The sequence below is a fragment of the Nocardia altamirensis NBRC 108246 genome, assembly GCF_001612685.1.
Lineage (GTDB): Bacteria > Actinomycetota > Actinomycetes > Mycobacteriales > Mycobacteriaceae > Nocardia > Nocardia altamirensis.
The window spans coordinates 172,988-195,441 of the sequence record NZ_BDAY01000011.1 but is presented as its reverse complement, the minus strand read 5'-3'; the positions used below and the strand labels follow the sequence as shown (position 1 = coordinate 195,441).

14 protein-coding genes are annotated in these 22,454 nt (G+C 67.4%); 11 read left to right on the top strand and 3 right to left on the bottom strand.

From position 1 onward, the window contains the following. Positions 1 to 36: 36 nt before the first annotated feature. From NA11_RS08240 to NA11_RS08195, 9 genes are all read left to right on the top strand, one after another. On the top strand, positions 37 to 675 hold the full coding sequence (locus tag NA11_RS08240) for a DUF4232 domain-containing protein (protein WP_245745780.1): 639 nt from the start codon (positions 37 to 39) through the stop codon (positions 673 to 675). Between the two features lie 225 nt (positions 676 to 900). Then, positions 901 to 1,506: a DUF308 domain-containing protein gene (locus NA11_RS08235; protein ID WP_069161162.1), complete on the top strand. Its 606-nt coding sequence runs from the start codon at positions 901 to 903 to the stop codon at positions 1,504 to 1,506. A 183-nt stretch (positions 1,507 to 1,689) separates the two neighbouring features. Then, positions 1,690 to 3,189 carry a S8 family peptidase gene (locus NA11_RS08230; protein WP_084654341.1) on the top strand — a complete coding sequence of 500 codons (1,500 nt, stop codon included), beginning with the start codon at positions 1,690 to 1,692 and terminating at the stop codon, positions 3,187 to 3,189. Between the two features lie 360 nt (positions 3,190 to 3,549). Then, positions 3,550 to 3,966, top strand: coding sequence for a hypothetical protein (locus tag NA11_RS08225; protein ID WP_245745773.1), 417 nt, complete (start codon positions 3,550 to 3,552; stop codon positions 3,964 to 3,966). A 2-nt stretch (positions 3,967 to 3,968) separates the two neighbouring features. Then, positions 3,969 to 4,640 carry a hypothetical protein gene (locus NA11_RS08220; protein WP_069161160.1) on the top strand — a complete coding sequence of 224 codons (672 nt, stop codon included), beginning with the start codon at positions 3,969 to 3,971 and terminating at the stop codon, positions 4,638 to 4,640. 5 nt (positions 4,641 to 4,645) lie between these two features. Beyond that, positions 4,646 to 12,841 carry a putative T7SS-secreted protein gene (locus NA11_RS08215; protein WP_069161159.1) on the top strand — a complete coding sequence of 2,732 codons (8,196 nt, stop codon included), beginning with the start codon at positions 4,646 to 4,648 and terminating at the stop codon, positions 12,839 to 12,841. Then, on the top strand, positions 12,838 to 13,059 hold the full coding sequence (locus NA11_RS08210) for a hypothetical protein (RefSeq protein WP_069161158.1): 222 nt from the start codon (positions 12,838 to 12,840) through the stop codon (positions 13,057 to 13,059). The genes NA11_RS08215 and NA11_RS08210 overlap by 4 nt, the downstream gene beginning before the upstream one ends. A gap of 1,318 nt (positions 13,060 to 14,377) precedes the next feature. Continuing rightward, on the top strand, positions 14,378 to 15,133 hold the full coding sequence (locus NA11_RS08200) for a hypothetical protein (protein ID WP_141717473.1): 756 nt from the start codon (positions 14,378 to 14,380) through the stop codon (positions 15,131 to 15,133). A 119-nt stretch (positions 15,134 to 15,252) separates the two neighbouring features. Beyond that, positions 15,253 to 16,464 (top strand): DUF418 domain-containing protein, encoded by a 1,212-nt coding sequence (locus NA11_RS08195; RefSeq protein ID WP_069161155.1) that lies wholly within the window; start codon positions 15,253 to 15,255, stop codon positions 16,462 to 16,464. 101 nt (positions 16,465 to 16,565) lie between these two features. On the opposite strand, the gene NA11_RS08190 is transcribed toward NA11_RS08195, so the two are convergent. Next, positions 16,566 to 17,405 carry an alpha/beta fold hydrolase gene (locus NA11_RS08190; protein ID WP_069161154.1) on the bottom strand — a complete coding sequence of 280 codons (840 nt, stop codon included), beginning with the start codon at positions 17,403 to 17,405 and terminating at the stop codon, positions 16,566 to 16,568. Continuing rightward, positions 17,402 to 17,992, bottom strand: a complete 591-nt coding sequence (locus tag NA11_RS08185; RefSeq protein WP_369691118.1) for a TetR/AcrR family transcriptional regulator — start codon at positions 17,990 to 17,992, stop codon at positions 17,402 to 17,404. The genes NA11_RS08190 and NA11_RS08185 overlap by 4 nt, the downstream gene beginning before the upstream one ends. 142 nt (positions 17,993 to 18,134) lie before the next feature. Between NA11_RS08185 and NA11_RS08180 the strand changes: the two genes are divergently transcribed. Further along, positions 18,135 to 18,956 (top strand): alpha/beta fold hydrolase, encoded by an 822-nt coding sequence (locus NA11_RS08180; RefSeq protein ID WP_069161152.1) that lies wholly within the window; start codon positions 18,135 to 18,137, stop codon positions 18,954 to 18,956. Between the two features lie 42 nt (positions 18,957 to 18,998). Here NA11_RS08180 and NA11_RS08175 read toward each other — a convergent pair whose 3' ends face one another. After that, positions 18,999 to 20,723, bottom strand: a complete 1,725-nt coding sequence (locus tag NA11_RS08175) for a hypothetical protein (protein WP_069161151.1) — start codon at positions 20,721 to 20,723, stop codon at positions 18,999 to 19,001. Positions 20,724 to 21,529: 806 nt separating this feature from the next. On the opposite strand from NA11_RS08175, the gene NA11_RS08170 reads away from it, so the two are divergent. Next, positions 21,530 to 22,435 carry an alpha/beta fold hydrolase gene (locus tag NA11_RS08170; protein WP_218023260.1) on the top strand — a complete coding sequence of 302 codons (906 nt, stop codon included), beginning with the start codon at positions 21,530 to 21,532 and terminating at the stop codon, positions 22,433 to 22,435. The last annotated feature ends 19 nt before the right edge of the window (positions 22,436 to 22,454 follow it).

The window sequence follows — 22,454 nt, the reverse complement described above, 5'->3', positions numbered from 1 at the left end:
GGATGGCCTACTCCGGCAAGGAAGGACGTGAACGCCATGACCGAGCGGCTCGCACGGTCCGCGCGAATCCTGGTGTGCGCCACGCTTCTCGGCGTAGTCGGCTGCACGAGCAGTCCACCGACCACCGTCCCAGCATCGCCGAAGGCCAACCCCGCATCACCGACGGCCAACCCGGCATCGCCGACCACCGGGCCCGCATCATCGACGGCCAACCCGGCACCGCCGACGGCCAACGACCCGATACCGCTGTGCGCGCCAGGACAAGTCGTGCTCAGCACGACCGAGGTATCGCCCGGCGCGACGCATCGAGGTGTGCAGGTGAATCTCGGGCTCGCCCCAGGCGCCGCGGCGTGCGCGGTGTGGGGTTACCCGGAGGTCGAGGTGGTCGACGGCGGGCCAACCCTTCGCGCCGAGCACACTCCGCGCGGCTACCTCGGTGGATTGCCCGCCGACCGCGACACTCCACCAGCGGTCGTACTCAACGGCGGCGTGCCGGAAGCGGCGTGGGCGACAGTCGAAGGCATCGCCGTCGATCAAGAAGGCAACCCATGCCCGACCTATACCGGGCTTCGCGTCACCCTGCCGAACGCCTCGGCGCCGCAACCTGTCGCGGCCACCATCACCGCGTGCAAGGTGGAAGTCCACCCCTTCCTCGGCACCGAAATGCACGGATAGGTCACCGCAGGCGAATAATCCGGTTCCGGAAATACAAAGGCCGCGACGAATATACCGGCAACAGGTGGGCAATCCGAATTCGAGTTTGCCGATGTTGCGTGGACACGCGGTCGGCTCGGCCGGGTGCCCGGATATCGCCGAATTGCATTCGACATGTGCCTCGTCGCCACACCGTGTGAAAGCAAACACGCGGTTAACCGGATGGCTCGGCCATATCATGTTGCTATGCCCGAAGACGAGCTCGAAGGGCGTACGGAACCACTGGCGGGCAGTGCCCGGCAAGCAATAGTGGTGGCCGGTGCCTGCTCGATGATTTTGGGTGTGGTCATAGCGATATGGCCACACAAGTCGATACCGACCGCGGAGCTGTTGTTCGGTATCTACCTGCTGCTTGCCGGCGGATTGCAGATAGCTGTTGCCCTGGCCGCGCGATTCGCCCCGGCGTTGCGGCTCCTGGTGTTCGTGAGCGGTCTGCTGTCGGTGTTGCTGTCCGTGCTGTGTTTCAGCGGCGGCAATTCGGCTTTGCTGCTGTCGTTCTGGATCGGATTGGCCTGGTCGATTCGCGGGATCTGTCATGCGACGGTCGCGGCGTGGGCGGACGGTCTGGCAGGCAGCGGGCGGCAAGAAGTGTTCGGCTTGGCGACCTTGGGGCTCGGCATCGTGGTCGGCGTGCTGCCGTTCGATTCGATCGACGCGCTCGGCCTGGTGGTCGGACTGTTCCTGATCCTCATCGGAGCGATGGAGGTGCTCAGCGTCGCGGGTGTGCGGCCCGGTGTCGTGGATCTGCCCGGCGCTGCTCGACTGCGGATGCGTCCGGCTCGGTTGCACTGATCGCTGTCCACCCCGGCGGTGGACAGCGTGACAGCGTCTCGGCTCGGTTGTGCCGCACGCGGGCTTTGCCGCGCCTCGGGTAGGGGCGATGCGTTCGGTGCAGTCGATGCCGGTGTGCAGCCGCGGAAATCTCGTGGCGCATAACGCCCGCGACCAGCCTGCACACCGGGTTCACTGGAACCCATGGCATCTCCGTACGCTGCGCTCCGATCGCCTGCCGAGCTCATCGTGGTCGCCGACGGCGCGGCTGCGGCGCTCACCCCGACCGCCATGGACGAGAGTCGCGGCATCGAGTCGCGCTTGACCGCGCTGCTCCCACCTGGTGGTGCCCTCGTCCGCATCTTCGGTCCCGCCAATCGGCTGCCGCGCCGGCTCGCCGGTACGCCGGACGAGTCCAGCGGCGCGGAGTATTTGAAGTATTTCGCCGTCCGCGGTGTCACCGGGGACCTCGCGGCGCTCGCTGCCCGGCTGCGCGCGGACGATGCGGTCGATGCCGCGTACGTCAAGCCGCCCGCCGAACCGCCGATCGCGCCTGACGCCGCGGCGCCGATCTCATCGGACATCACATATGCCGATCGCGTGACTCCGGACGTCGCGCGGCCGATCGCGCCCGACAGCGTCACGTACGCGTCCAGTGTCGACGCCCCGCCGGTCACCCCGAATTTCGAAGCGCGCCAGGTCTACCTGGATCCGGCGCCGCAGGGCATCGACGCGCGCTGGGCATGGACCGTCGCGGGCGGGCTCGGCACCGGAGTTCGCGTGATCGACATCGAGGGGGCGTGGCGCTTCACCCACGAAGACCTGCAGGCCAACCAAGGCGGTGTCATCGGTGGTTCGCCGTCACCGGACCTGGGCTGGCGCAACCACGGCACCGCCGTCGCAGGCGAGATCAGTGGCGACAGCAACGCGTTCGGCATCACCGGCATCGCACCCGACGCCGTCATCAGGGCGATATCGATCTTCGGTTCCGGCACCTCCGCCGCCATCCGCAGCGCGGCCGACGTGCTCAGTGCAGGCGATGTCATCTTGCTCGAACTGCACCGTCCCGGACCGCGATTCGACTACGCGAGCCGCCCGGACCAGCTCGGCTTCATCGCGATCGAATGGTGGCCCGACGATCTGGCGGCCATCCGCTACGCGATCGGCCGCGGTGTCGTCGTGGTCGAAGCGGCGGGCAACGGCGCCGAAGACCTCGACGCTGCCCTCTACAACACCCGCCCCGCCGACTTCCCGTCCTCGTGGCGCAACCCCTTCCGCGGTGGCCCCGCCGACTCCGGCGCGATCATCGTCGGCGCAGGCGCCCCGCCGCAAGGCGTGCACGGCCACGACCACGGGCCTGGTCGCTCCCGACTGTCCTTCTCCAACTTCGGTTCCCGCGTCGACGCTCAGGGGTGGGGCCGCGAGGTGACCACCACCGGCTACGGCGACCTGCAGGGCGGCGCCGACGAAGACCTCTGGTACACCGACACCTTCAGTGGCACCTCGAGCGCATCCCCGATTGTCACCGGCGCGGTCGCCAGCTATCAGGGTATGAGCGTCGCCGCGGGCGCGCGTAAGACTCCTGCCGAGATCCGCGCCCGCCTGCGAGCCACCGGCTCGCCTCAAACTGCCGCGCCGAGCCGCCCTACCTCCCAACGCATCGGCAACCTCCCCGACCTTCGCGCCATGATCGGCCAACAGTAGGGGTCTCTGGGGCGTGCGCGACTACTCCTGCGAGGCGTACTCGGGTTCTGGTCAGCGCGACCGTTGCGGAGGTCTGCGCGGCCGATCGCGCCGCTGATCGGTACTGGCAGCGGCCGTTTTCGTGGCATTGGTTTGCCATATGCGCGATGGCTCCGCGCCGTCATACTGTGCCCCTCGCGTGCAGAGCAAAGTGCTCAATTTCGCTCGCAGTCACCGCGTTTGAGTTAGCAATTTGCGCTGCTGTGCGCACGTCGTGGGCCGATTATCGGCGGAGTCGATGCTCTGTCGCCTGCCGCGACACCGAAAGCCCCGTGAACGAGGGGGTTGAGAACAGGCATGTTCTCCATACCATCGAACTGTGTGAACATTCCAAACCAGTTGGCGGACAGGAGATTTGCGGTGCCGGTCGGCGACGGGGACAGCGCGGAACTCCGAGCGGAGATCGCCGCGTTCTACCAAGGCTTCGGACAGCCCGGCGCCCTGCTCTCCGCATTCCGCCGGTCCGCGGTGCTGGTCCCGCTGACCGAGGACGACCGGGTGTCGACGCATCGGCTCGGCGGCATCGACTGGCTCTACGTGTTCACCACCCCCGAGGAATACGCGGCGTTCGTCCGGGCCGCAGGCGTACAGGCGGGCCGAGAGTACCGGTACCACAGCATCTTCGGCCGTCGGCTGCTCGACAAGTTCGTCCACCGGCAGGCCGAGCCGACCGGCGTGCTCGTCGACATCGCGGGTGCCGCGCCGATGGCGTTCCCGCCGGAGCTCGAGGAGGAGTAGCGGTGGGCGACAAACTGCAGGTGGATCCGAAGGTCCTGAAACAAGCTGCGGACGGCATCAATTCGATCACCGGCGAACTGGGCAAGCTCGGGATCGGCGCTACCGCCTCAGTCGGTCGCGGGTTCGCGTTGCTGACCCTCTCGTCGATGGAAGCCGGAAAACAAACGGTGCAGACGTCTTTCGAGGATTTCTGCGAACGGTGGTCGTGGGGCGTGCGGTCATTGGTGCAGGCGGCCAACGGGATCGCGGCAACGCTCGATCTGTCCGCTGGCCGGTACCACCAGATGGAGCAGATCGCCTCGAACACCTTCAAGAAGATGTGGACCGACATCATCGGCAATCCGCAACTGTCCAAAGAAGATGCGGGCAAGCGCTCGTGGTCGGCCACCTTCAGTGACAACTGGGCCAATCACGTGATGCACCCGGACTACAGCCGAAAGTCGTTCGAACAGATGCAGAACAGCGGACGCACGAACCTGAAGGTGATCCAGGCGGTCGGGCCGAAAGCCCTGGCGAACATCGGTGTGGTCGGCCTGCCCCAGTTCGTCGGCCCCGCCGCGCTCGCGGGCGGGCCGACCCCCGGATGGAACACCGGCGAGGCGCAGCGAGCGGCGAAGATCATGCAGGACGCCAACACTCAGCAGCCGGTGCAGCAGCCTGCGGGCGGAGAGTAGCGGCGGTGGGGTGGCGGGACACCTTCGATCGGTTCGGCGGTGTCTTCGAAAGGGCATTCGAGCGCGGCGCCGAGTGGACCGGGCAGCGTGCGGACGACGTACTCGACACCGCGGCCGACGGTGCTCGATTCCTCGGAATGGACAGTGCCGCCGAGACTCTCGACGACCTCGGCGATGATATCGCCTCGGCGACCGGCGGATCCGTCGACGAGCGTGAACTCGGTGAGACGACGGATCCGAAGGAACTGGTTCGCGGCGAACCGCCGAAGATCACCAGCGCGGCCCGGACGTTGCGCACCATGGGAACCGGGATCGGCTCGACCGGTGACGCGCTGCGCACCATCGACACCTCGGGCTGGACCGGCGACGGTGCCCGGGCCTTCGATGAGGTGTACGACAAGCAACCCAAACTGTGGTGGGACGGCGCCGACGCGATGCGTAAGGCCGCCGACGCCATGGACGCCTGGTCCCGTGCCGTCACCACCGCACAGGCCAAAGCCCGTGAGGCCATTGCGAAATGGGAACAGGCCGACCGAGAGGAGCGAGCGCGCAAGAACTGGTGGAACGGGCTGACCGGCGAGCAGCAGGCCGCGACACCACTCACCGACACCTGGACATCGATCCGCAAGGAAGCGCGCGAGATCCTGCGGTCCGCCAGGGTTGCCAGAGACAACGCGGCGAGCGAGGCCGCCGGTGCGGTGAAAGCCGCTGCGGCACAGGCGCCGAAGACGCCGCCGTTCACCGCGCGGTGGATCGACAACATCGGCGACGGCTTCAATGCGTATCAGATGGGTCAGCTGGAGATGTGGGGCGGGTTCTTGAACGGCTTGTCCGGGATGGTCGGGCTCGCCAGGCAGCTCAACCCGACCGATCCCTACAACCTGACCCATCCCGCCAAGTACATGGAGAACCTGGCCAATCTCGGGACCGGAGCGGTGGTTGCCGTCGCCGATCCCGGCGCGACGGTAAAGGCGCTGCTGTCCGACGCACGCAAGAACCCCTTCGAGTTCATCGGCTCGCTCGGCGCGGATCTGGTCACCTCCGTCCCCACTGGCGGTGGCAGTTTGGCGCCGAAGTTGCTCAGCAAACTGGCGCTGCGGCGTCCGCATCTGCCAGGCGGGCACCTGCCCGAGCCGCCGCGCCTCGAACCGCCACGTCCGCAGCCGGTGGGTCACCCGGAACCCTGGCGCCCGCCGAATGAATCGGCGCCGCCCGCCCGCCACACGCCGAGCCCCGGCGGTGACCAGCCGCCCGCGCGCACCGATTCCGGCGCCCCACACCGGGCCGGGGATCCGCACAGCGGGCCGCGTCCGGAGAGTGGACCGCGTCCGGAGCAGGGAGCCGGGCCGTCCCCGACGCGAGAGCAGCCGCAGGCGCCGCACGCAGGGCCGCAGAGCGAACCGCCACAACATCATCCGGAACGCACCAACCCGACCGACGACGGCGCAGGACCGCACGCGTCTCCCGAACCGCAACCACGCCACACCCCTGAGACGGGTCCCGCAGGCCCCGGTGGTCACCCGCCGGACAATTCGGGACCACCACCTCGCCACGATCCGCCACCACCTGCGCGCGCCGTCGAACCGGACCCGCCGCCGACCCGCACCGACCCGAATCCACCGCCACGTCTCGCGGAACCGGACCCTCCGCCGACTCGGCAGGACCCGACCCCGTCGCGCACTACGGAACCGGATCCACCGCCGACACGGCAGGACCCGAGCCCATCACCTGCTGCGGAACCAGATGCGCCGACGACGCGAAGTGAGTCACCGGCCTCCGCGCCGCGAGATGAACCGACACCTCGCACGCATCCGCAGCCCGAGTCGCCCGCTGCTCGGCCCGATGGCGATGCCCCACCTGCCAGAAGTGACGAGCCGACCACCCGTGCGCCAGGGGAGGATTCGCCGACAACCACGCTACGGCCCGATGGCGATGCCCCACCGGCCCGGCCCGACGAGTCGGCCCCTCGTGCGCCCCGGGAGGATTCACCGACGACCGCGCCGCGGGATGGGGCGAACGCACCGGAATCACCGAAGTCCCCGGAGACGCGGCCGGATTCGCCGACGACCACGCCACGCGACGGAGCGGACGCACCGAAATCCCCGGAGACGCGGCCGGATTCGCCGACGACCACGCCACGCGACGGAGCGGACGCACCGAAATCCCCGGAGACGCGGCCGGATTCACCGACCACGCCACGAGACGGAGCGAATGCACCACAACCGCCGAAATCTCCGGAGACTCCGGCGACGCGGCCCGATTCGCCGGACCTGCAACCAGATCCAGAAAGTCCGAGTCCTCGATCCTCCTCGTCAGATGTGGAGTCGCGTCCGGAGGCTCCGGCAACGCGCCCCGACGGGGGCACACCGTCACCCACCGCGTTGCCGCCCAACACCGCGGCTGCCCACTCGGCGCCGAGTCCGCGCGGCGACCTCGGCGCACCACAGTCCCGCCCGGACGCGATCCCGCACCGCCCCGAATCACCCACTTCCATCCCGCGAACCAATCCGGATCCCGCGCCGGGCCATCCCACCGCACCGGTCCGTCCCGCGCCCGACCTGTCGGTCCCGAAGCCGCGCGGCGATGCCACACCACCTCCCGTGCGCGGCGGCCCAGGGGAGGTGCCAGGACGTGCGGGGACACCAGGTCCAGTGCGCACCGATCTCGACCTCGCCAGCCGCCAGGACGCGCCGCACACCCCAGGGCGGCACGGAGATCCGTCGACCGCTCTCACCCATCGCGGAGATCCGTCGACCGCTCTCACCCATCGCGGTGACCCGTCGACCGCTCCCACCCATCGCGGTGACCCGTCAACCCCTCCCGCCCATCGCGGTGACCCGGCAGCCCAGCCAGGCCGGATCGATGAGCGGCCCAACACGGAACCCGCACACCCGCAACATGATCCGAGTTCCGACCACCATCCAGGGCCGCGGGAGCACGCACCCCAGGATCACGGCGCGCACGCCGACGCGAAAGACGCAGGGCCGAAAGCCGATCGCCAGCCGTCCGAGATCTGCAAGTCGGACGATCCGGTCGACATCGCGACCGGTGCGTTTCTGCTGCCGGAGACCGATGTCGCGCTGCCCGGCATCCTCGAGTTGGCGCTGCATCGAACACATCGTTCCGACTACCGATACGGGCGCTGGTTCGGTCCGTCGTGGTCGACAACGCTCGACCTGCGCTTGGTGGTCGAGGAGGCCGGTGTCACGTTCATCGGCGAGGGCGGCATCATGATCGCCTACCCGCACCCGGACATCGGGTCGGCCGTGGCGCCGATCAGCAGCATCCGCCGCTGGTGGCTGACCAGAACCGAGACCGGCGGCTACCGGGTCGCGGACACCGAGCGAGAGTTGTTCTGGCACTTCGCTGCCGAGCCCGAAATGGCCGGCCTCGACGAGGCACTCGGCAACTACGCGATCTCGGCGATCACCGACATGCATCACAACCGCATCCGGTTCCACTACAACGCCGACGGGGTGCCGGTCGAGGTATCGCATTCGGGCGGTTATCGGGTGCTGGTCGAGTCAGCGGCGGGCCGGGTCGTCGGATTGCACCTGGCGAGCGTCGAGCAGGACGGCGCCGAAACCGTCACGCCGCTGCGGATATTTGGGTATCGCGACGGCGCGCTGGTTTCGGTCACCAACGGGGTCGGCGCGACGACCCGATACACCTACGACACGGCGCATCGCCTGGTGACGTGGACCGATTCCAACGCCAACCAGATGCTCAACGTCTACGACGACGCGGGTCGCGTCATCGCCCAGCGCGGGACAGGGGGAGTCCTCGACACCGATTTCGAGTATCTCGAATTCGAGGACGGCAGTGGGCATTTCACTCGGGTGACCGATGCGGACGGTGCGGTGACCAGTTACGGTTTCGACCGCGACCTGCGGCTACGCGACCTGGACGGGCATACCAGCATCGACTACAACAACGACCGCAAGCCGCTGGCGGTCACCGGCCCGGACGACCGGACCACGCAGTACGTCTACTCGCCGGACGGCGACGTCACGACAGTGACCCGCCCCGACGGCCGCTCGGTCGAACTGACCTATCACTGGCGCCACCGCCCGGACCGGATCACCGACGCCGATGGCGCGGTGTGGCGGCGCGAATGGGACAGCGACGGAAACCTCTCGGCCGCTGTCGATCCCAGCGGCGCCCGCACCGAGTACACCTATCATCCTGGCGGCGCCGTTGCCGCGGTGGTGTCGGCGAACGGTGCCCACCGGCGGACGACCGTGGACGCGGCTGGCTTGCCGCTGACCATGACTGAGGCCGATGCGGTCACCCGAATCGAGCGGGACGGTTTCGGCAGGCCGGTCCAGGTGACCGACCCGACCGGTGCGGTCACCCGCTACCGATGGTCGCCGGAGGGGCAGCTGCTCGAGCGGATCGACCCGCACGGCCACGCCGAATCCTGGTCCTACGACGGCGAAGGCAACCTGCGCACGCACCGTGATCGTGCCGGTGGCACAACCACTTTCGACTACGGCGCCTTCGACCTCCCGATCTCCCGCACCGACCCGACCGGCGCGGTCACCCTTTTCGAGTGGGACACCCTGCGTCGGTTGATCGCGGTGGCCAACCCCCTCGGCCAAACCTGGTCCTATCGCTACGATCTGGCGGGCAGGCTCATCGCCGAAACCGACTACTCGGGCACCACTACCCGGTACGTGCACGATGCGGCGGGCTTGCTGCGCACGGTTACCACAGCAGCGGGCAGCAAGCGACGGCACAGTTATGACGACCTCGGGCGGCTCATCGAGGTGGCCGCCGACACCGGAGACTGGCTGCGCTACACCTACGACGTGGCGGGTCGAATCACCACCGCGATCTCCGGTCATCAGGAAAGGCCCACGCATACTCTCGAATTCGGCTACGACGTCGCCGGACGGCTGATTTCTCAGCAACTCGATGATCAGCCGCCGCTGTTCTGCGACTACGACGCCAACGGCAACCGCACGCACCGGCGCACCCCGACCGGCGCCGAAACCACGTGGCGCTGGGATATTTTCGGCCGCGCCGCAGGGCTGTCCGCCGATGGACACGACATCGCCTTCCAGCGCGATCTTGCCGGGCAACTGACCGCCTGGCGAATCGGTGAGCTCGCCATCACCCACACGCGCACCGCGGGCGGCTATCTCGCCCGTCAGGAAGTCACCGCCTTCCCCGCCGAGCTACTCGCCCTCGATGGGCCCGCACGCCGTCCCGCACCCCGGCCGGTCCGGCACGACGAATACTCCTGGCGCCCAGACGGATACCCCACAGGTCAGCACATCGTCCGACCCGGCGGCGATACCACCTACCGCGCATTTACCCTCGATCCACTCGGCCGCGCCGAGGGAATCACCGAGAACGGGACACTTGCCGAGACGTTCACCTATGACGCGATCGGCAACGTCACCAGCGCGGTCGCCGAACACACCGCACTACCGCCCAAGGACGCGAAGTCCGCCGCTCTACGACCTTCCAGCGCAACAACGTTCGAGACACCGGTACGTCGCGCCCCGCAGCATCGCGAATACCGCGCCAACTTGCTCATCCGCGACGGCAATACCCACTACAGCTACGACGAAGCCGCCCGGCTGATCCGCAAGACCACCATCGACGACTCCGGCACACCCGCCGCCTGGTACTACCGCTACAACGGTTTCGACCAACTCATCGATGTCTGGACCCCCACCCGCGAATGGTGGCACTACACCTACGACGCGCTCGGCCGCCGCACCACCAAACAGCTCCTGGCCACCGACGAAACCGTACTCGCACGCACCGACTACACCTGGGACGGCACCCACGTCATCGAACAAACCACGGCCGAAACCACTACCCGCTGGCAATACCAACCTAATTCGCCCATCCCGCTCATCCAGTCCAGCGCCACCGGCAACGGTGACCACACCACCTACGCCATCGTCACCGACCTGGTCGGCACCCCCACCGAACTCGTCGACCCGATCACCACCGCTACCGTCGCCACCGCATCGACCACCCTGTGGGGCACCACCACCTGGACCGGCCACACCACCAGCCCCCTGCGATACCCGGGCCAGCTCCACGACCCCGAAACCGGTCTGCACTACAACCTTCACCGCACCTACGACCCGACGACCGGCCACTATCTCACCCCAGACCCACTGGGCCTCAACGCTTCTCCCAACCCACGCACCTACCCACACAACCCGATCACCTGGGCGGACCCCCTCGGCCTTATCCCCAGGGAATGTACGACGCAACGCCCCACCGACGACACGTCGACCCCGACATCGCCGACCCCCGAACACACACCGGAGTCCCCGCCGACCGCCCGGACCCGCCCCGAAGGCCCACCTCGTCTCGGTGACTCCGACCTGCTCGGCAAACCACCCCGAGTCGAGGAACCCACCATCCTCGTCGACCCCAAGTTCCCGACACCCGAAACCCTCGCCACCCACAACGGCCCCAAAACACCTGGCAGCTCGGATATTTCACCATCGGCAAAGGCGAAAGTGGACGAGCCAGCGCCGGACGCGACGCCGGAGGCAGGCGGCCCGCCGAACCCACCGGACGAACCCCCGAACAAACCTCCCCGCGATCCGTCCGAAGATCCGGAAGACCGCGGCGACAACCACGACGACGACGATTCCGCCGATTCCGACCAGCCGGAGGTGCCGCGCACCATCGACGAGGACATGGGTGTCGAGGTCGTCGGCACCCCAGGCCCCGGCATCTCGCCGGAGATGCTCGACGCACTGAAAAAGTTTGTGGCGGACGAAGATACGCCCGTCGTCGTGTGGGGCAGCAGGCAGACCGGAATGTCGCACCACACCGGGCGCACCTACGACTCCTTCGACGACTATCCCGAGGACACCGACCTCGACCTCGCGGCGACGAGGGACGAAGACATCTTCCGCCTTCCCGACGGAGAGCCCGACGACCCCAATGCGGTTCCTGGCGTGAAGCATCCGGCGATGGGGCTGTTCACGGAGGAAGAGGCCATCGACCAAGGCCTGCTGCTCATCAAACCGCTCGACGATCCGTCGGTGAATCCGCATGAGCCCAGCGGCCCGAAAGAGACCGAAGGCACCGACATCGATGCCGAGCCCGACCAGGGCAAGGGCACCGACAAACGAGGCGACCGCGACGACAGCGGCAACGACGACGACAATGGTGGCAGCACCAACGACAACGGCGGCCCCGACAACGACCCGGGCCCAGACGCCTCAGACGGCGGCGGCGCCAAGACCACCCCGGAGGAGCCGCCCCCCGACGCCGACCCCACTCCCGCCGGACCGCCGAACCCACCCGACGAACCACCAGCAAAACCGCCGAACCCACCAGACGAGCCAGACCCTGACGCTGATCCGACTCCCGACGCCCCGCCCAACCCACCGGACGAGCCACCGGCGAAACCGCCGAGCCCACCGGACGAACCGGACAGCAACAACGGCAATCCCAACGGGGACAACGACATCGATGCCGACGACACCGCCGAGCCGGTCCGTGCACCAGATGATGTCGCTACGATGCCGCCGATGCGCGAGCTGTTCGACGAGGATAATCACGTGATCCTGGAGCATCTGCAGCGCTGGCTCGACGGCGAGTACGGCCGACCGGATGAGCATGGTCAACGGTTACAACTGCGGGTCAACCTTGCGGATAGTTCTGTCAATCCCTATGACGGCGAGCGATTCATCAACATCTACGGTTCGGTCGAGGATGGCCATGGCAACCATGCCGGCCACGTGGAACGCACCTTCATTATCGATCCCGACGGGGACCTGATCGCGCGACATGATTGGCAGGAATTGATCGAAGACGTGCGCGGGCGAGGTTTCTCGACGGAATTGTTCGAGGAGATGCTGAACTATTACCGGCGCTCTGGCGTATCGGCCATCACGTTGGAGGCGGGCTTGCAGGACGGCGGATGGGCTTGGGCGAAAGCCGGTTTCGACTGGGACAACACCCGCCCTGACTGGTTGCTCGAAAATCGCCAGAATATGGTCGACCGAATTCGCGAGGTCAGCCATGACCCGGATCTCGCTCCCGCCGATCGGGAACAGCTCACCAATCTGATCGACCGCTTCAACGGCCCATCGATCGGCTGGCCGTCGCCGTTGGAACTGACAAGGCTCGTCACCGACGCTCCGGTGGAGGTCGGCATCGGCGAACGGATACTGCGTGGCGCCCGCTGGCACGGGGTGCGGTGGTTGCAGTGAGGATCGCTGGCAGCGAGGCATATCAGGAGTTCGTCAAGCAACGCAGCATCGCGTTCGGGACGCACTTCGACGAGTTCATCAAGTCACGAGATCTGGACATCGACGACGAGTTCTGGCCGGAACAGGACAGGGCCGATTTCGATGCGGAAACCGATGTCCTGCTTGCCGAATGGGCCCGCAGAAAGGATGAACTGCTCGCGGCGGAGGAGCAGGGATAGCGTGCCGGGGCCGCATCTGGTGCCCGCACAACTGATTACATAGCTGCAGCAGCGGATCACGTCGACGGGACGACGCTGCCGCGCACGAACTTCCGAGGTGCGCGCACCTCCGGGCCGTCGCCGACCAGCCGGAGGATGCCGCGCCCGTTCTGGAGTTGGTCGGTTGATCACTGGGAACTGGTGGCGGCATCGCCCGAGAAGCCCCCGCCACCAGTTCCCACTCGGCGCGCAACCATCCCTTCGATCCCACGTTTCGGGATCGCTGCTATCCCTGAGGCGGGCAAACGAGGCCTGCCCCGCCTCAGCTCCGAATTCCGCACCCCTTCTGGACGCCCAGAACCAGTGCGGACCAACGGAACGAGTCCGGATCCGAGCCGTCCTTGCCTCCGCGTCGATGCCCGTCGCGCGGTCCACGCAGGACGGACTGGCCTATACCGACACCTCGAATTTCCCGGGCGGCGGCGGGCAGATACCCCCATTCGGCGCGCCGAGCACGCACTTCGGTTCATCACCCCTGGTGAACTGGGCGACCACGGGTGGTGGCGGGCAAGTGGTCGGATCGGTGCAGTGCGCGCTGGGCCGGTGAGTCGCGGCGCGGGGCGGTGGTGGGCAACTAGTCGGATCGGTGCAATGCGTGGGCCGGTGAACTGTGACCTGGGGTGGCGGGCAGGTGGTCGGGTCGAGGCAAGTCACGCTCATCAAGCGGCGAGGTTCGATGGATCCTTCTCTGCTGTCGTCGCGGCAAACGGGCCCGGCGTGGAGATTGCATGGCGGTGGGTCGCTCTTGGAAACGGTGGGCGGCGGATCCGTTTGGGGGCGGGCCGGCGGTGGGCCTACGTCGGGGCCGAGGCAGTTCGGCCCATCCGCCGGCCCTGCCGTTGACGACTGTTCGGCGGCAAAGCCGAGGCCGAGCACGGTGGGAGCCGGTGTGGTGGCGTACGCGATGGCTCCGAAGCTGAGGCAGGTCAGCAGCGTCAGTAGCGCCACGGCCCAGCGGGAGCTTCGCGGTCCATGCCCGGAAGGTGGTCGGGGATAGGTGGTTTGGTCGTACATCGTGGGTTCCTTCTCGGGGTGACTTCACCGCGTACTTGCCGCCACAGCCACTGTTCTACGAACCGATGGCGCCGCACCTCCCTTGATCCGGCCATCCTGATGGGTGGCCTGATCCGGCCACGAGCATCGAACGCAGGTGGGTACGGGGCGGTCAACGTTTCGCCCGGCGCACGCGAGTAGGGGTGGCACGGGATTCGAGTAGTGGGGCACTCATGGCAGTTGCGGAATTTCTTGCCAGCCTGAGGGTGGCGTGAAAGGAGCTTTCATGAGCGCAATACATATTCGTGCGCCTGGGCACCATCGGTCTGCGATGGCAGCGAGTGCAGGTACGCGCGGCATGGTCGTTTTCGGTACCGGTCTCGACTGCTATCTGTCGTATCGGCCGTCGTTCGACGCCCCACACAACTTTCAGGTGCTGCTCGCCGTCGACTTCGACGAGCGTGGCGGCAGGGCGCTCGGAGCGGACCGACGGGTCGGTTTTACCGAGGTGCACACCTTCGAGCCCGAGGAATTCCCGATCGCGGAGCTGGACCCGGCAGGCGCGCATCCGCGCACGTCCTTCCGTGGCACGTTGATCCGTGGCAGGCGGGAACGCGGCGGCATCCCGGTCGCCAACGATGTGGTCGCCACGGTGCGCCGGGTCGTCTACTTCGCCGAGCTCGCCGCCGACCGTGACCACCGCAACGCGATGCTGACCCACCTGTGTTTCGGACGGTCCGACCGGATGTACCTCGCGCACCACATCAGCAGCAAACCCAGTTTCGAGCAGATCGTCGCGGCCCGCCTCATCCCGGGCACGGTGACCGACATGCTCGGCGAGCCGCTGCCTGACGGCGCAGCGCCCACCGAATTCCAGCACGCACAGCCGATCATCCTCGGCCCGCGCGAGTTCACCGGGATACGTTTGCGCGCAGGGGAACTCGCGGTCGCGGCGTTCCCGTCGACCCCGGCCGCCGCCGGCTTCCTCGCCGACATCGGCATCGAGCGGCAGATCTATCTGGAGGTCGCCGACCTGACCTGATCGACCTCGGGTCGATTGTCAATACGCCGCAGGTCGCTGTCGCGAGTTCGCCGGATCACCCCGGTCATCGTTCCGTCGAGGGACGCGGTGCTCACTATGCGGACATTACGGTCAGCGATATGACCGGAGCCGCAGCCCCCACCCTCGCATCGGGCCGACGGATCGCGGAGGTCGACACCCTGCGCGGGTTCGCGCTGTTCGGCATCCTCATCACCAATGTCATCGTCGCGACCACGCTGTGGTCGTTCACCGGCGCGAACGACGATCCGCAGCTGCGGTTCGACGGCCCGGTCGACAACGCGGTGCAAGGAATCGTCGACGCCCTGTTCGCCGGCCGGTTCTATCTGCTGTTCGCGTTCCTGTTCGGATACTCGTTCACCTTGCAGATCGCGGCGGCGCAGCGAGCAGGCGCCTCGGCGAACGCGAGGCTGCTGCGCCGCTGCGCCGCGCTGCTGGCGATCGGGCTCGCGCACGTGTTCCTGCTGTGGGTCGGCGACATCCTCACGCTGTACGCGTTCCTCTGCCTGATCCTGATCACGCTGAAGAAGCTGCGGCCGCGGACCGCGGTGATCACCGGCATTGTGCTGTACGCGGTGTGGTCCGTTTGGCTCTTCATTCCCGGCGACGGCAACGACCTCGCGGCATTCGGCAAGTTCTTCGACTTCAACGACATGCACAGCGGATACACCGGCGGTTTCGGCGATACGTTCGCCAATCAGCTGGCGTTGGCGCCAGGGTTCATGGCGTTGATCTGGTTCACCCAGGGCGTGACCAGCCTGGGCATGTTCCTGATCGGCATGGCGGCAGGCAAGCGTGAACTGTTCACCGACCGAGACACGCTGGGGCGCTGGGCGCCTCGCGTCCTGACCGGTGGTCTGGTGATCGGCCTTCCGGTTTCTGCGGTCACCTTCGCGCACTCGATGAACTGGCTCGACCGCCCGGTCTTCTGGGCCGGCGTGCAAGAACTGGTCAACCCGTTGATGACCGCCGCTTACATCGCGGGCATCATCTGCCTGACCCGATCGCCACGCACCGCACGGTTCGTCGAAAAACTCGCTCCGGCAGGCCGAATGGCGGCCACGAACTATATCGGCCAGTCGATCGTGCTCATGGTGGTCTACACCGGCTACGGCTTCGCTCTGGTCGACAAGGTCCCGCCCGCAGGTGTCATCGGCATCGCGCTGCTCACCTACGCCGCGCAACTCGCGCTGAGTAGCTGGTGGTTGCGCACCCACAAGTACGGCCCGGTCGAATGGGTGCTGCGTGCGGCGACCTACTTGTCGATCCCGCAGTGGCGGCGCACGGAACCGGCTGCGGCGCAGGTGAAGTAGGAGGCGCGATCACTGGTGCCGTACGCGATCGGCCCGGTGCGTACGCGGGTCCGGGCTGGAGTTGTTGCGGCGGTTGGAGATGGAACCGGTTACGACACTGGTCAAGTAAGCGTTCGCGCGGCAGCCAACAGGTCGAGCAGCAGCGCTGCGCATTCGGCGGGCTGGTCGGTGAATCCGCTGTGCCCGCCGGGGAATTCGGTGAGGGCAATGCCGAGCTGTTCGGCCATTGCGGCCGCGGGCCGGTAGGGGAGGTGACCGCGACTTTCCCGCCCGGCACCGAGCACCAGGCGGTCGGCGACGCGGGCCAGTGCAGTCAGGTCGGGGACATACGAGGTGATCGGGCGCAGTTCGTGCGCCATCATCGGCGCCGCGTTGGCGAACAGGCGACGCACCATCTCGGCTGCGCGCGGCGGCAATTCGGCCGGGTCGGGCATGGGCCGCATGGTGCCGCCGATACCGTCGACGAACCGGGCGCCCGCCGCAGCGACGCCTTCGGTGCGGAACAGCGCATACACCTCGTCGACGAATGCCTTGTGCGCGGCGGCATCCGGGAGCACCGCGAAGCTCGGCGGTTCGTGGGCGACGACCAGCCGCAGTCGTTCGGGGTGCCTGGCAAGCAGGTCGAGGGCAACCACCGCGCCACCGCTTCCGCCGAAGACGTAGGCGTCTTCCCCTGCGGGCGTGAGTGTTTCGAGCAGTCGATAAGCATCGTCACGCAGCACCTCGACTTGCTGATCGACCGGATCGCCGTCGAGCGCACTGCGGGAGTAGCCGCGCGGATCTGCCGTGACGACCGTGAAATGCTCGGCGAGAATCGCGGCGAGTGGATCGAAGACGCCCGCATCGCCGCCGCTGCCGGGCAGGAGCAGTAAGACCGGCCCGCTGCCGCGGACCTCGTAGTAGAGGGTCGCGCCGGGCACCTTCAGATAGTCGGATCTCATGTCGTTTCCTTGTGCTCGCGAGACGGCCACCGCTCGAGTGCGACGTGCAGGGCGTCGATGACGCTTTCCCAGGAGACCGCTGTGTCGCGGGAGTCGCCGAAGCCGCCGCTCGCCTCGAGCGCGGTGTAGCCGTGAAAGGTGCTGCGCAGCAAGCGAACCGCGTCGGTGAGGTCCGGTTCGGTCAGGCCGTAGGCGCGCAGCATGGCGTAGGTGAGTTCGATGGCGCGCAGCGCGCCGGGGTTGGCGTCGGCCAGTCCGGGTGGCATGGGCGACTGGGTCGCGGCATATCGGCCCGGATATTTCAGCGCGTAGTCCCGCCACGCGTGCGCGAACGCGGCCAAGGCGTCGCGCCCGGCCCGGCCCGCGACGGCGTCGGCGATCAGGTCGGTCTTCTCGACCGCGGCCAGCATCGCGACCCGAGCGCGCAGCTCCTGGAGGTTCTTGACGTGCGAGTAGAGACTGGCGTCCTTGACGCCGAAGGTCTTCGCCAGTCCGGACATGGTGACGTTGTCGAAGCCGATCTCGTCCGCGAGATCGGCCGCGGTGCGCGTGATGCGCTCGACGGTGAGTCCAGCCCGTGCCATCATGGTTCCCTCCAAAACTAGGACTACTAGTTTATAAACTAGAGATATTAGCTTTGGCAAGTCGCGCACGAATCCGCCAGGTAGCGATGAGTTCCGAGCGCAGCCGCCGTCGACAGTGCGGACACGCTTTACTCCGAGGAGAACCATGACTCAGATCTCGTCCGTCGCGGCACACACGCTCGACGTACCCGGCGCCCGGCTGTACTACGAAGTGCGCGGCAGCGGACCGCTGGTCGTACTGGTCGGCGCGCCGATGGCCGCCGCGGCCTTCGCGCCGCTGGCCGAGTTGCTCGCGACCGACTACACCGTGCTCACCACGGACCCGCGCGGCCACCACGGCAGCGTGCTCGACGACCCCGGCCAGGACTCCACGCCGCAGCTGCGCGCCGACGACCTGGCGCGGCTCATCACCCACCTCGATGCCGGACCCGCGGCGGTCTTCGGCTCCAGCGGCGGCGCGGTGACCACACTCGCCCTGGTGCAGGCCAGGCCCGACCTCGTCACCACCGCGATCGCGCACGAACCCCCGCTGCACACGGTGTTCGACAACATCGACGAATTGAACGCGGGCACAGCCGATCTCGTCGCCACCTACGCATCCGGGGATGTGCTCGGCACCTGGCGGAAGTTCTTCGCCATCGCCAATATCCCGCTGCCGGAGCCGGTGCTCGAGCAGATGTTCGGCGGCGACCGCGATCCGGCGGACCTCGCCAGTGACGCCTTCTGGTTCGCGCACGAGATCCGCGGAACCAACACGTTCGCACCGGATCTCGCGGTACTGCGCGCAACGCCCGCGCGCCTGCTGATCGGCCTCGGCGACGACTCCGCCGACCAGTTCTGCGATCGCAGTGTGCGTGCGCTGACCGCTCAGCTCGACGGCTATCCCACGATGTTCCCCGGCGGGCACGTCGGATTCGTGGACGACCCGGCGGCTTTCGCCGTGCGGCTGCGCGAAGTACTCGGATAACCGAAACCTGGGCGGCGGCCTGCCCACCGCCGCCCAGGCCGGTCAGGTCAGGCTGCGAATGAACTCGGCCAGGTATTGACCACTGTAATCAGGCTTTCCGTTGTTCTGCACGGCCGCAGCGCCGATCGTGTCGACGTGGGTGTAGCCGGGCAGCTGCTCGATCTGCGCAGTGGGCGGCGTCGGAATCCATGTGCCGACACCGTATTGGACGACGCTGTCGCCCGCGTAGGCGACGAAGTTCGGCTTGGTCCGACTCATGTTGTGGTAGCGCAGATTCACCATGTCACCGCTGCGTGCACCGCCCATGCCGGCACCGAGGTCGATGACCATCCGCAGCGGAAAGTAGGTCTCCCAGTACGCCGTCGGCGCGCCGGTGCCGAGTTGCCGTGCCACCTCGTGGATGTCGGCCACCTCGCGGCTCGGCGCGGTCCACGGCACACCGACCACGTCGTTGTAGTTGCGCCAGGTGTAGAGCGCGGTGCGATCGGTCGGCGCGACCCGCGTCTGCGGGCCCGCGCTCATCCGCAGGTAGTTGCCGAGCACCGGAACCTGCGTCAGACCACCATGATTCGGGAAGGTCTTCTCCGCCACCGGACCGCCCGACAGCGCGCCGACACCCTGCTGGAGCAGCGCGAAGTTACCGGAATTGTTGTCGATGAACGTGCCGAGCAGCGCGGCATTGGTGAACCGGTAATCCCGGATCGTGCCCTCACCGTTCGCCCCACCACTGGCCACCGCCGCCCAGCTCTGACCGAACATGGTGGTCAGCGTCGACTCGACCTCCGGATCGTGAATGTGCGCCAGCAGCTGGCTTTCCTCGTCGGGTGCGAGATGCGCAGCGAGACCGGCCAATCGGTAGAGCAGGAACGCCTTGGTGCCGATCACCGGGATCGGGCCGAAGGTGCGCATCGGCAGCACCCCGCTGTCGAAGCCGGCCTTGAGCACGTGGTTGGTCGGCCCGGTCAGGGCCTCGGTGACATCGCGGAAGAACGGCGTGTTCTGGATTGCGGCCGGGTCCGAGGACACCATCGAATCCTGGGCGGCGTAGGCGGCGCACTGGTTGAATCCCGCGTCGGCCTGCGTGGCCGGGTTGCCGTCGAAGTCCCAGTCGGAGAAGAACCCGGTGACCATCCCGCCCATCGAGATCCCGGTGCAGATGTATTTGCGTTGCCGCAGCGCCTGATCCGGCATTTCGTGCAGCATGATCTCGTACTGGTCGCGGATCACCCGCTCGACGCCGAACGAGTCGAGCAGCGGCAGGTCCTGCGAGGCCTTGATCCCGGGGAAGGTGCGGCCGTCGATGGGCATGCCGTTGAAGTAGTAGTCGACGGCGTCCAAGTAGTTGCCGGTGCGCAGCGCGTAGTCGAACCCGACTGTCTCATCCAAGCACGCGCCACGCCGGGCCAGCGACCAGAATTCGATGTTGCGGCCGAGTGATTTCGCCGAGCGCACGGTATTGCCCGCGACGCCTTCGGAATTGACGGCGCCGCCGCCCAATCCCTGCTGCTGCACGACCACCGCGTCCGCGTCGCTGGAGTTCTCCGGCCCGCCGACCGGCCGATACCGCAGGAAGCCTGCGCGATCACAGGATTCCGGATGCGGTGCCGCGTTCGCGGGCAGTGGCAGCCGGAAACTCACGTAGGACACCGCGATTCCGTCACGAGTCGCGAGCTGCTCCTCCTGCCGATCGGTCGCTACCGAGGTCGGCGGCACGTCCGCCGTTGCCACTCCGGGCGGCACCAGACCGGCGGCTGCGACTGTCAGCACAACCGTTGCCGCCCAACCATTTCGTCGGTGATTTCGTTCCCGTTTACGCTGTTTATCCGACCGTCCGGGACGCCGTGCCGCATTAGTCACGCTCTGTGACGTTGCCACCTGAAACGATCCGCGTCACTGGGCGATCTCTCAGGAGATCGGCCTCGAGTTCATGCATCTGCCCAAGGTCGTCTCAGTCAGTGGACAGGTCGCCGAGCACCGGCTGAGACGGACTGGGTCCCAAGGTTTTCGGTGTCGACGTTGTAGTGTCACGTCCGGACATTCACCGGCCCCGCGGCCCGAATGCTCTCGCGCATGCGCCTCGACCACGGCATGCCTGCTTCGCCAGGATCGCTGAAGTACCGGTGCCGCAACGTCGCGGCGCAGTTCCTCATTCGATACGGACTGATTGGAGCGTTGTGATGAAGGTTCTCAAGATCATCTCGGCCGTCGTACTCCTCGGTGCGGTCGCCCTCGGCCTGGTCGCCGCGGTCGCCGCCGCCACCGACTCGGCCCAGTAGATACAGACCCCGCGACCGGGACATGGCTGAGACGGCACCCGTCCGACCGCTCAGCCATGTCCCAGTCCCGAATGCACCAGTCGCCGAACGGGACATAGCGGTGGCGACACGCGGGTGACGGCTCGCTGATGTCCCGTTGGCGAGCGGACGTGGTGGTCGATTTGGCGGCAGACCCGTGATGATGTCCTGCCTGTGGCCTGCTGCGCCAACTACTGTGCGGCATAGACCGAACGAGGGGGCGCGATGTCGACCGGCGGAACTGACCAGGTGGGGGTCTCGAGACGGAGGAAACTGTGGGTGATCGGGCTCGGTGTGGTCGTGGCCGTCGCCGCGGCGCTCGCGGTGCACACGGTGGTGGTGTCCCAGCAGACGGCGGCCGCAGCAGGGGAGCGCATCGTGCAACTCCCTGATGGTGACGTGCACGTCGTCGAAGACGGTCCCGCCGGTGCCCCCGCACTGCTCCTGATTCACGGCTACGCCAGTTCGGTCGACTGGTGGGATTCGATCGTGCCCGCCCTAGCCGAGCACTACCGCGTGATCCGCCTGGACCTGCTCGGCCACGGCTCCTCCGCGAAACCCACTGCGGGCTACGACATGCCGTCCCAGGCACGTCGCGCGGCGGCAGTGCTCGACAAACTCGGCGTCACGAAAGCGGCCGTCATCGGCCACTCGATGGGCGGGCTCGTCGCCACCTCCCTCGCCGAACAACGCCCCGACCTGGTCACCGCGCTGACCCTCATCGACTCCCCGCCGAACCCAGCCTCCGCGATCCAACAGAGCCTGATCACCCGCTTGGTTGCGGTGCCCGTCCTCGGCGAACTGCTCTGGCAGTTCCGCACCGACAGCCGCATCCGCGCGGGCCTGTCCACCGCGTTCACCCGCGACATCGCCGTCCCCGACGCCATCGTGGCCGGCGTGCGCGGCATGACCTACCGCTCATTCACCGAGTCTCCCAAGGAATCTCGCCGCTACACCGGCGAAAGATCGCTCCCGGACCGGCTGGCGAGCATCGGCCGCCCTGTCCTCGTGATCTTCGGCAGCGAGGACGGCCGCGTCCGCTCCGCGAGCGCCGAGGACTACCGGATCATCCCCGGCGTCCGCATCGAGATGCTCCCCGGCGTCGGCCACACCCCCATGCTCGAAGACCCGCAACGCACCACCGACCTGATCCTGTCCTTCGCCGCCGAGACCGCACCGAAGTAGCGCTGGTCTCGAGGCTCGA

What these genes read in the sequence shown, in the direction of transcription:
- NA11_RS08195 (WP_069161155.1), top strand. Translation starts at nt 15,253, where the DNA reads ATGACCGGAGCCGCAGCCCCCACCCTCGCATCGGGCCGACGGATCGCG.
- NA11_RS08235 (WP_069161162.1), top strand. Translation starts at nt 901, where the DNA reads ATGCCCGAAGACGAGCTCGAAGGGCGTACGGAACCACTGGCGGGCAGT.
- NA11_RS08230 (WP_084654341.1), top strand. Translation starts at nt 1,690, where the DNA reads ATGGCATCTCCGTACGCTGCGCTCCGATCGCCTGCCGAGCTCATCGTG.
- NA11_RS08180 (WP_069161152.1), top strand. Translation starts at nt 18,135, where the DNA reads ATGACTCAGATCTCGTCCGTCGCGGCACACACGCTCGACGTACCCGGC.
- NA11_RS08185 (WP_369691118.1), bottom strand. Translation starts at nt 17,992, where the DNA reads ATGATGGCACGGGCTGGACTCACCGTCGAGCGCATCACGCGCACCGCG.
- NA11_RS08200 (WP_141717473.1), top strand. Translation starts at nt 14,378, where the DNA reads ATGAGCGCAATACATATTCGTGCGCCTGGGCACCATCGGTCTGCGATG.
- NA11_RS08190 (WP_069161154.1), bottom strand. Translation starts at nt 17,405, where the DNA reads ATGAGATCCGACTATCTGAAGGTGCCCGGCGCGACCCTCTACTACGAG.
- NA11_RS08240 (WP_245745780.1), top strand. Translation starts at nt 37, where the DNA reads ATGACCGAGCGGCTCGCACGGTCCGCGCGAATCCTGGTGTGCGCCACG.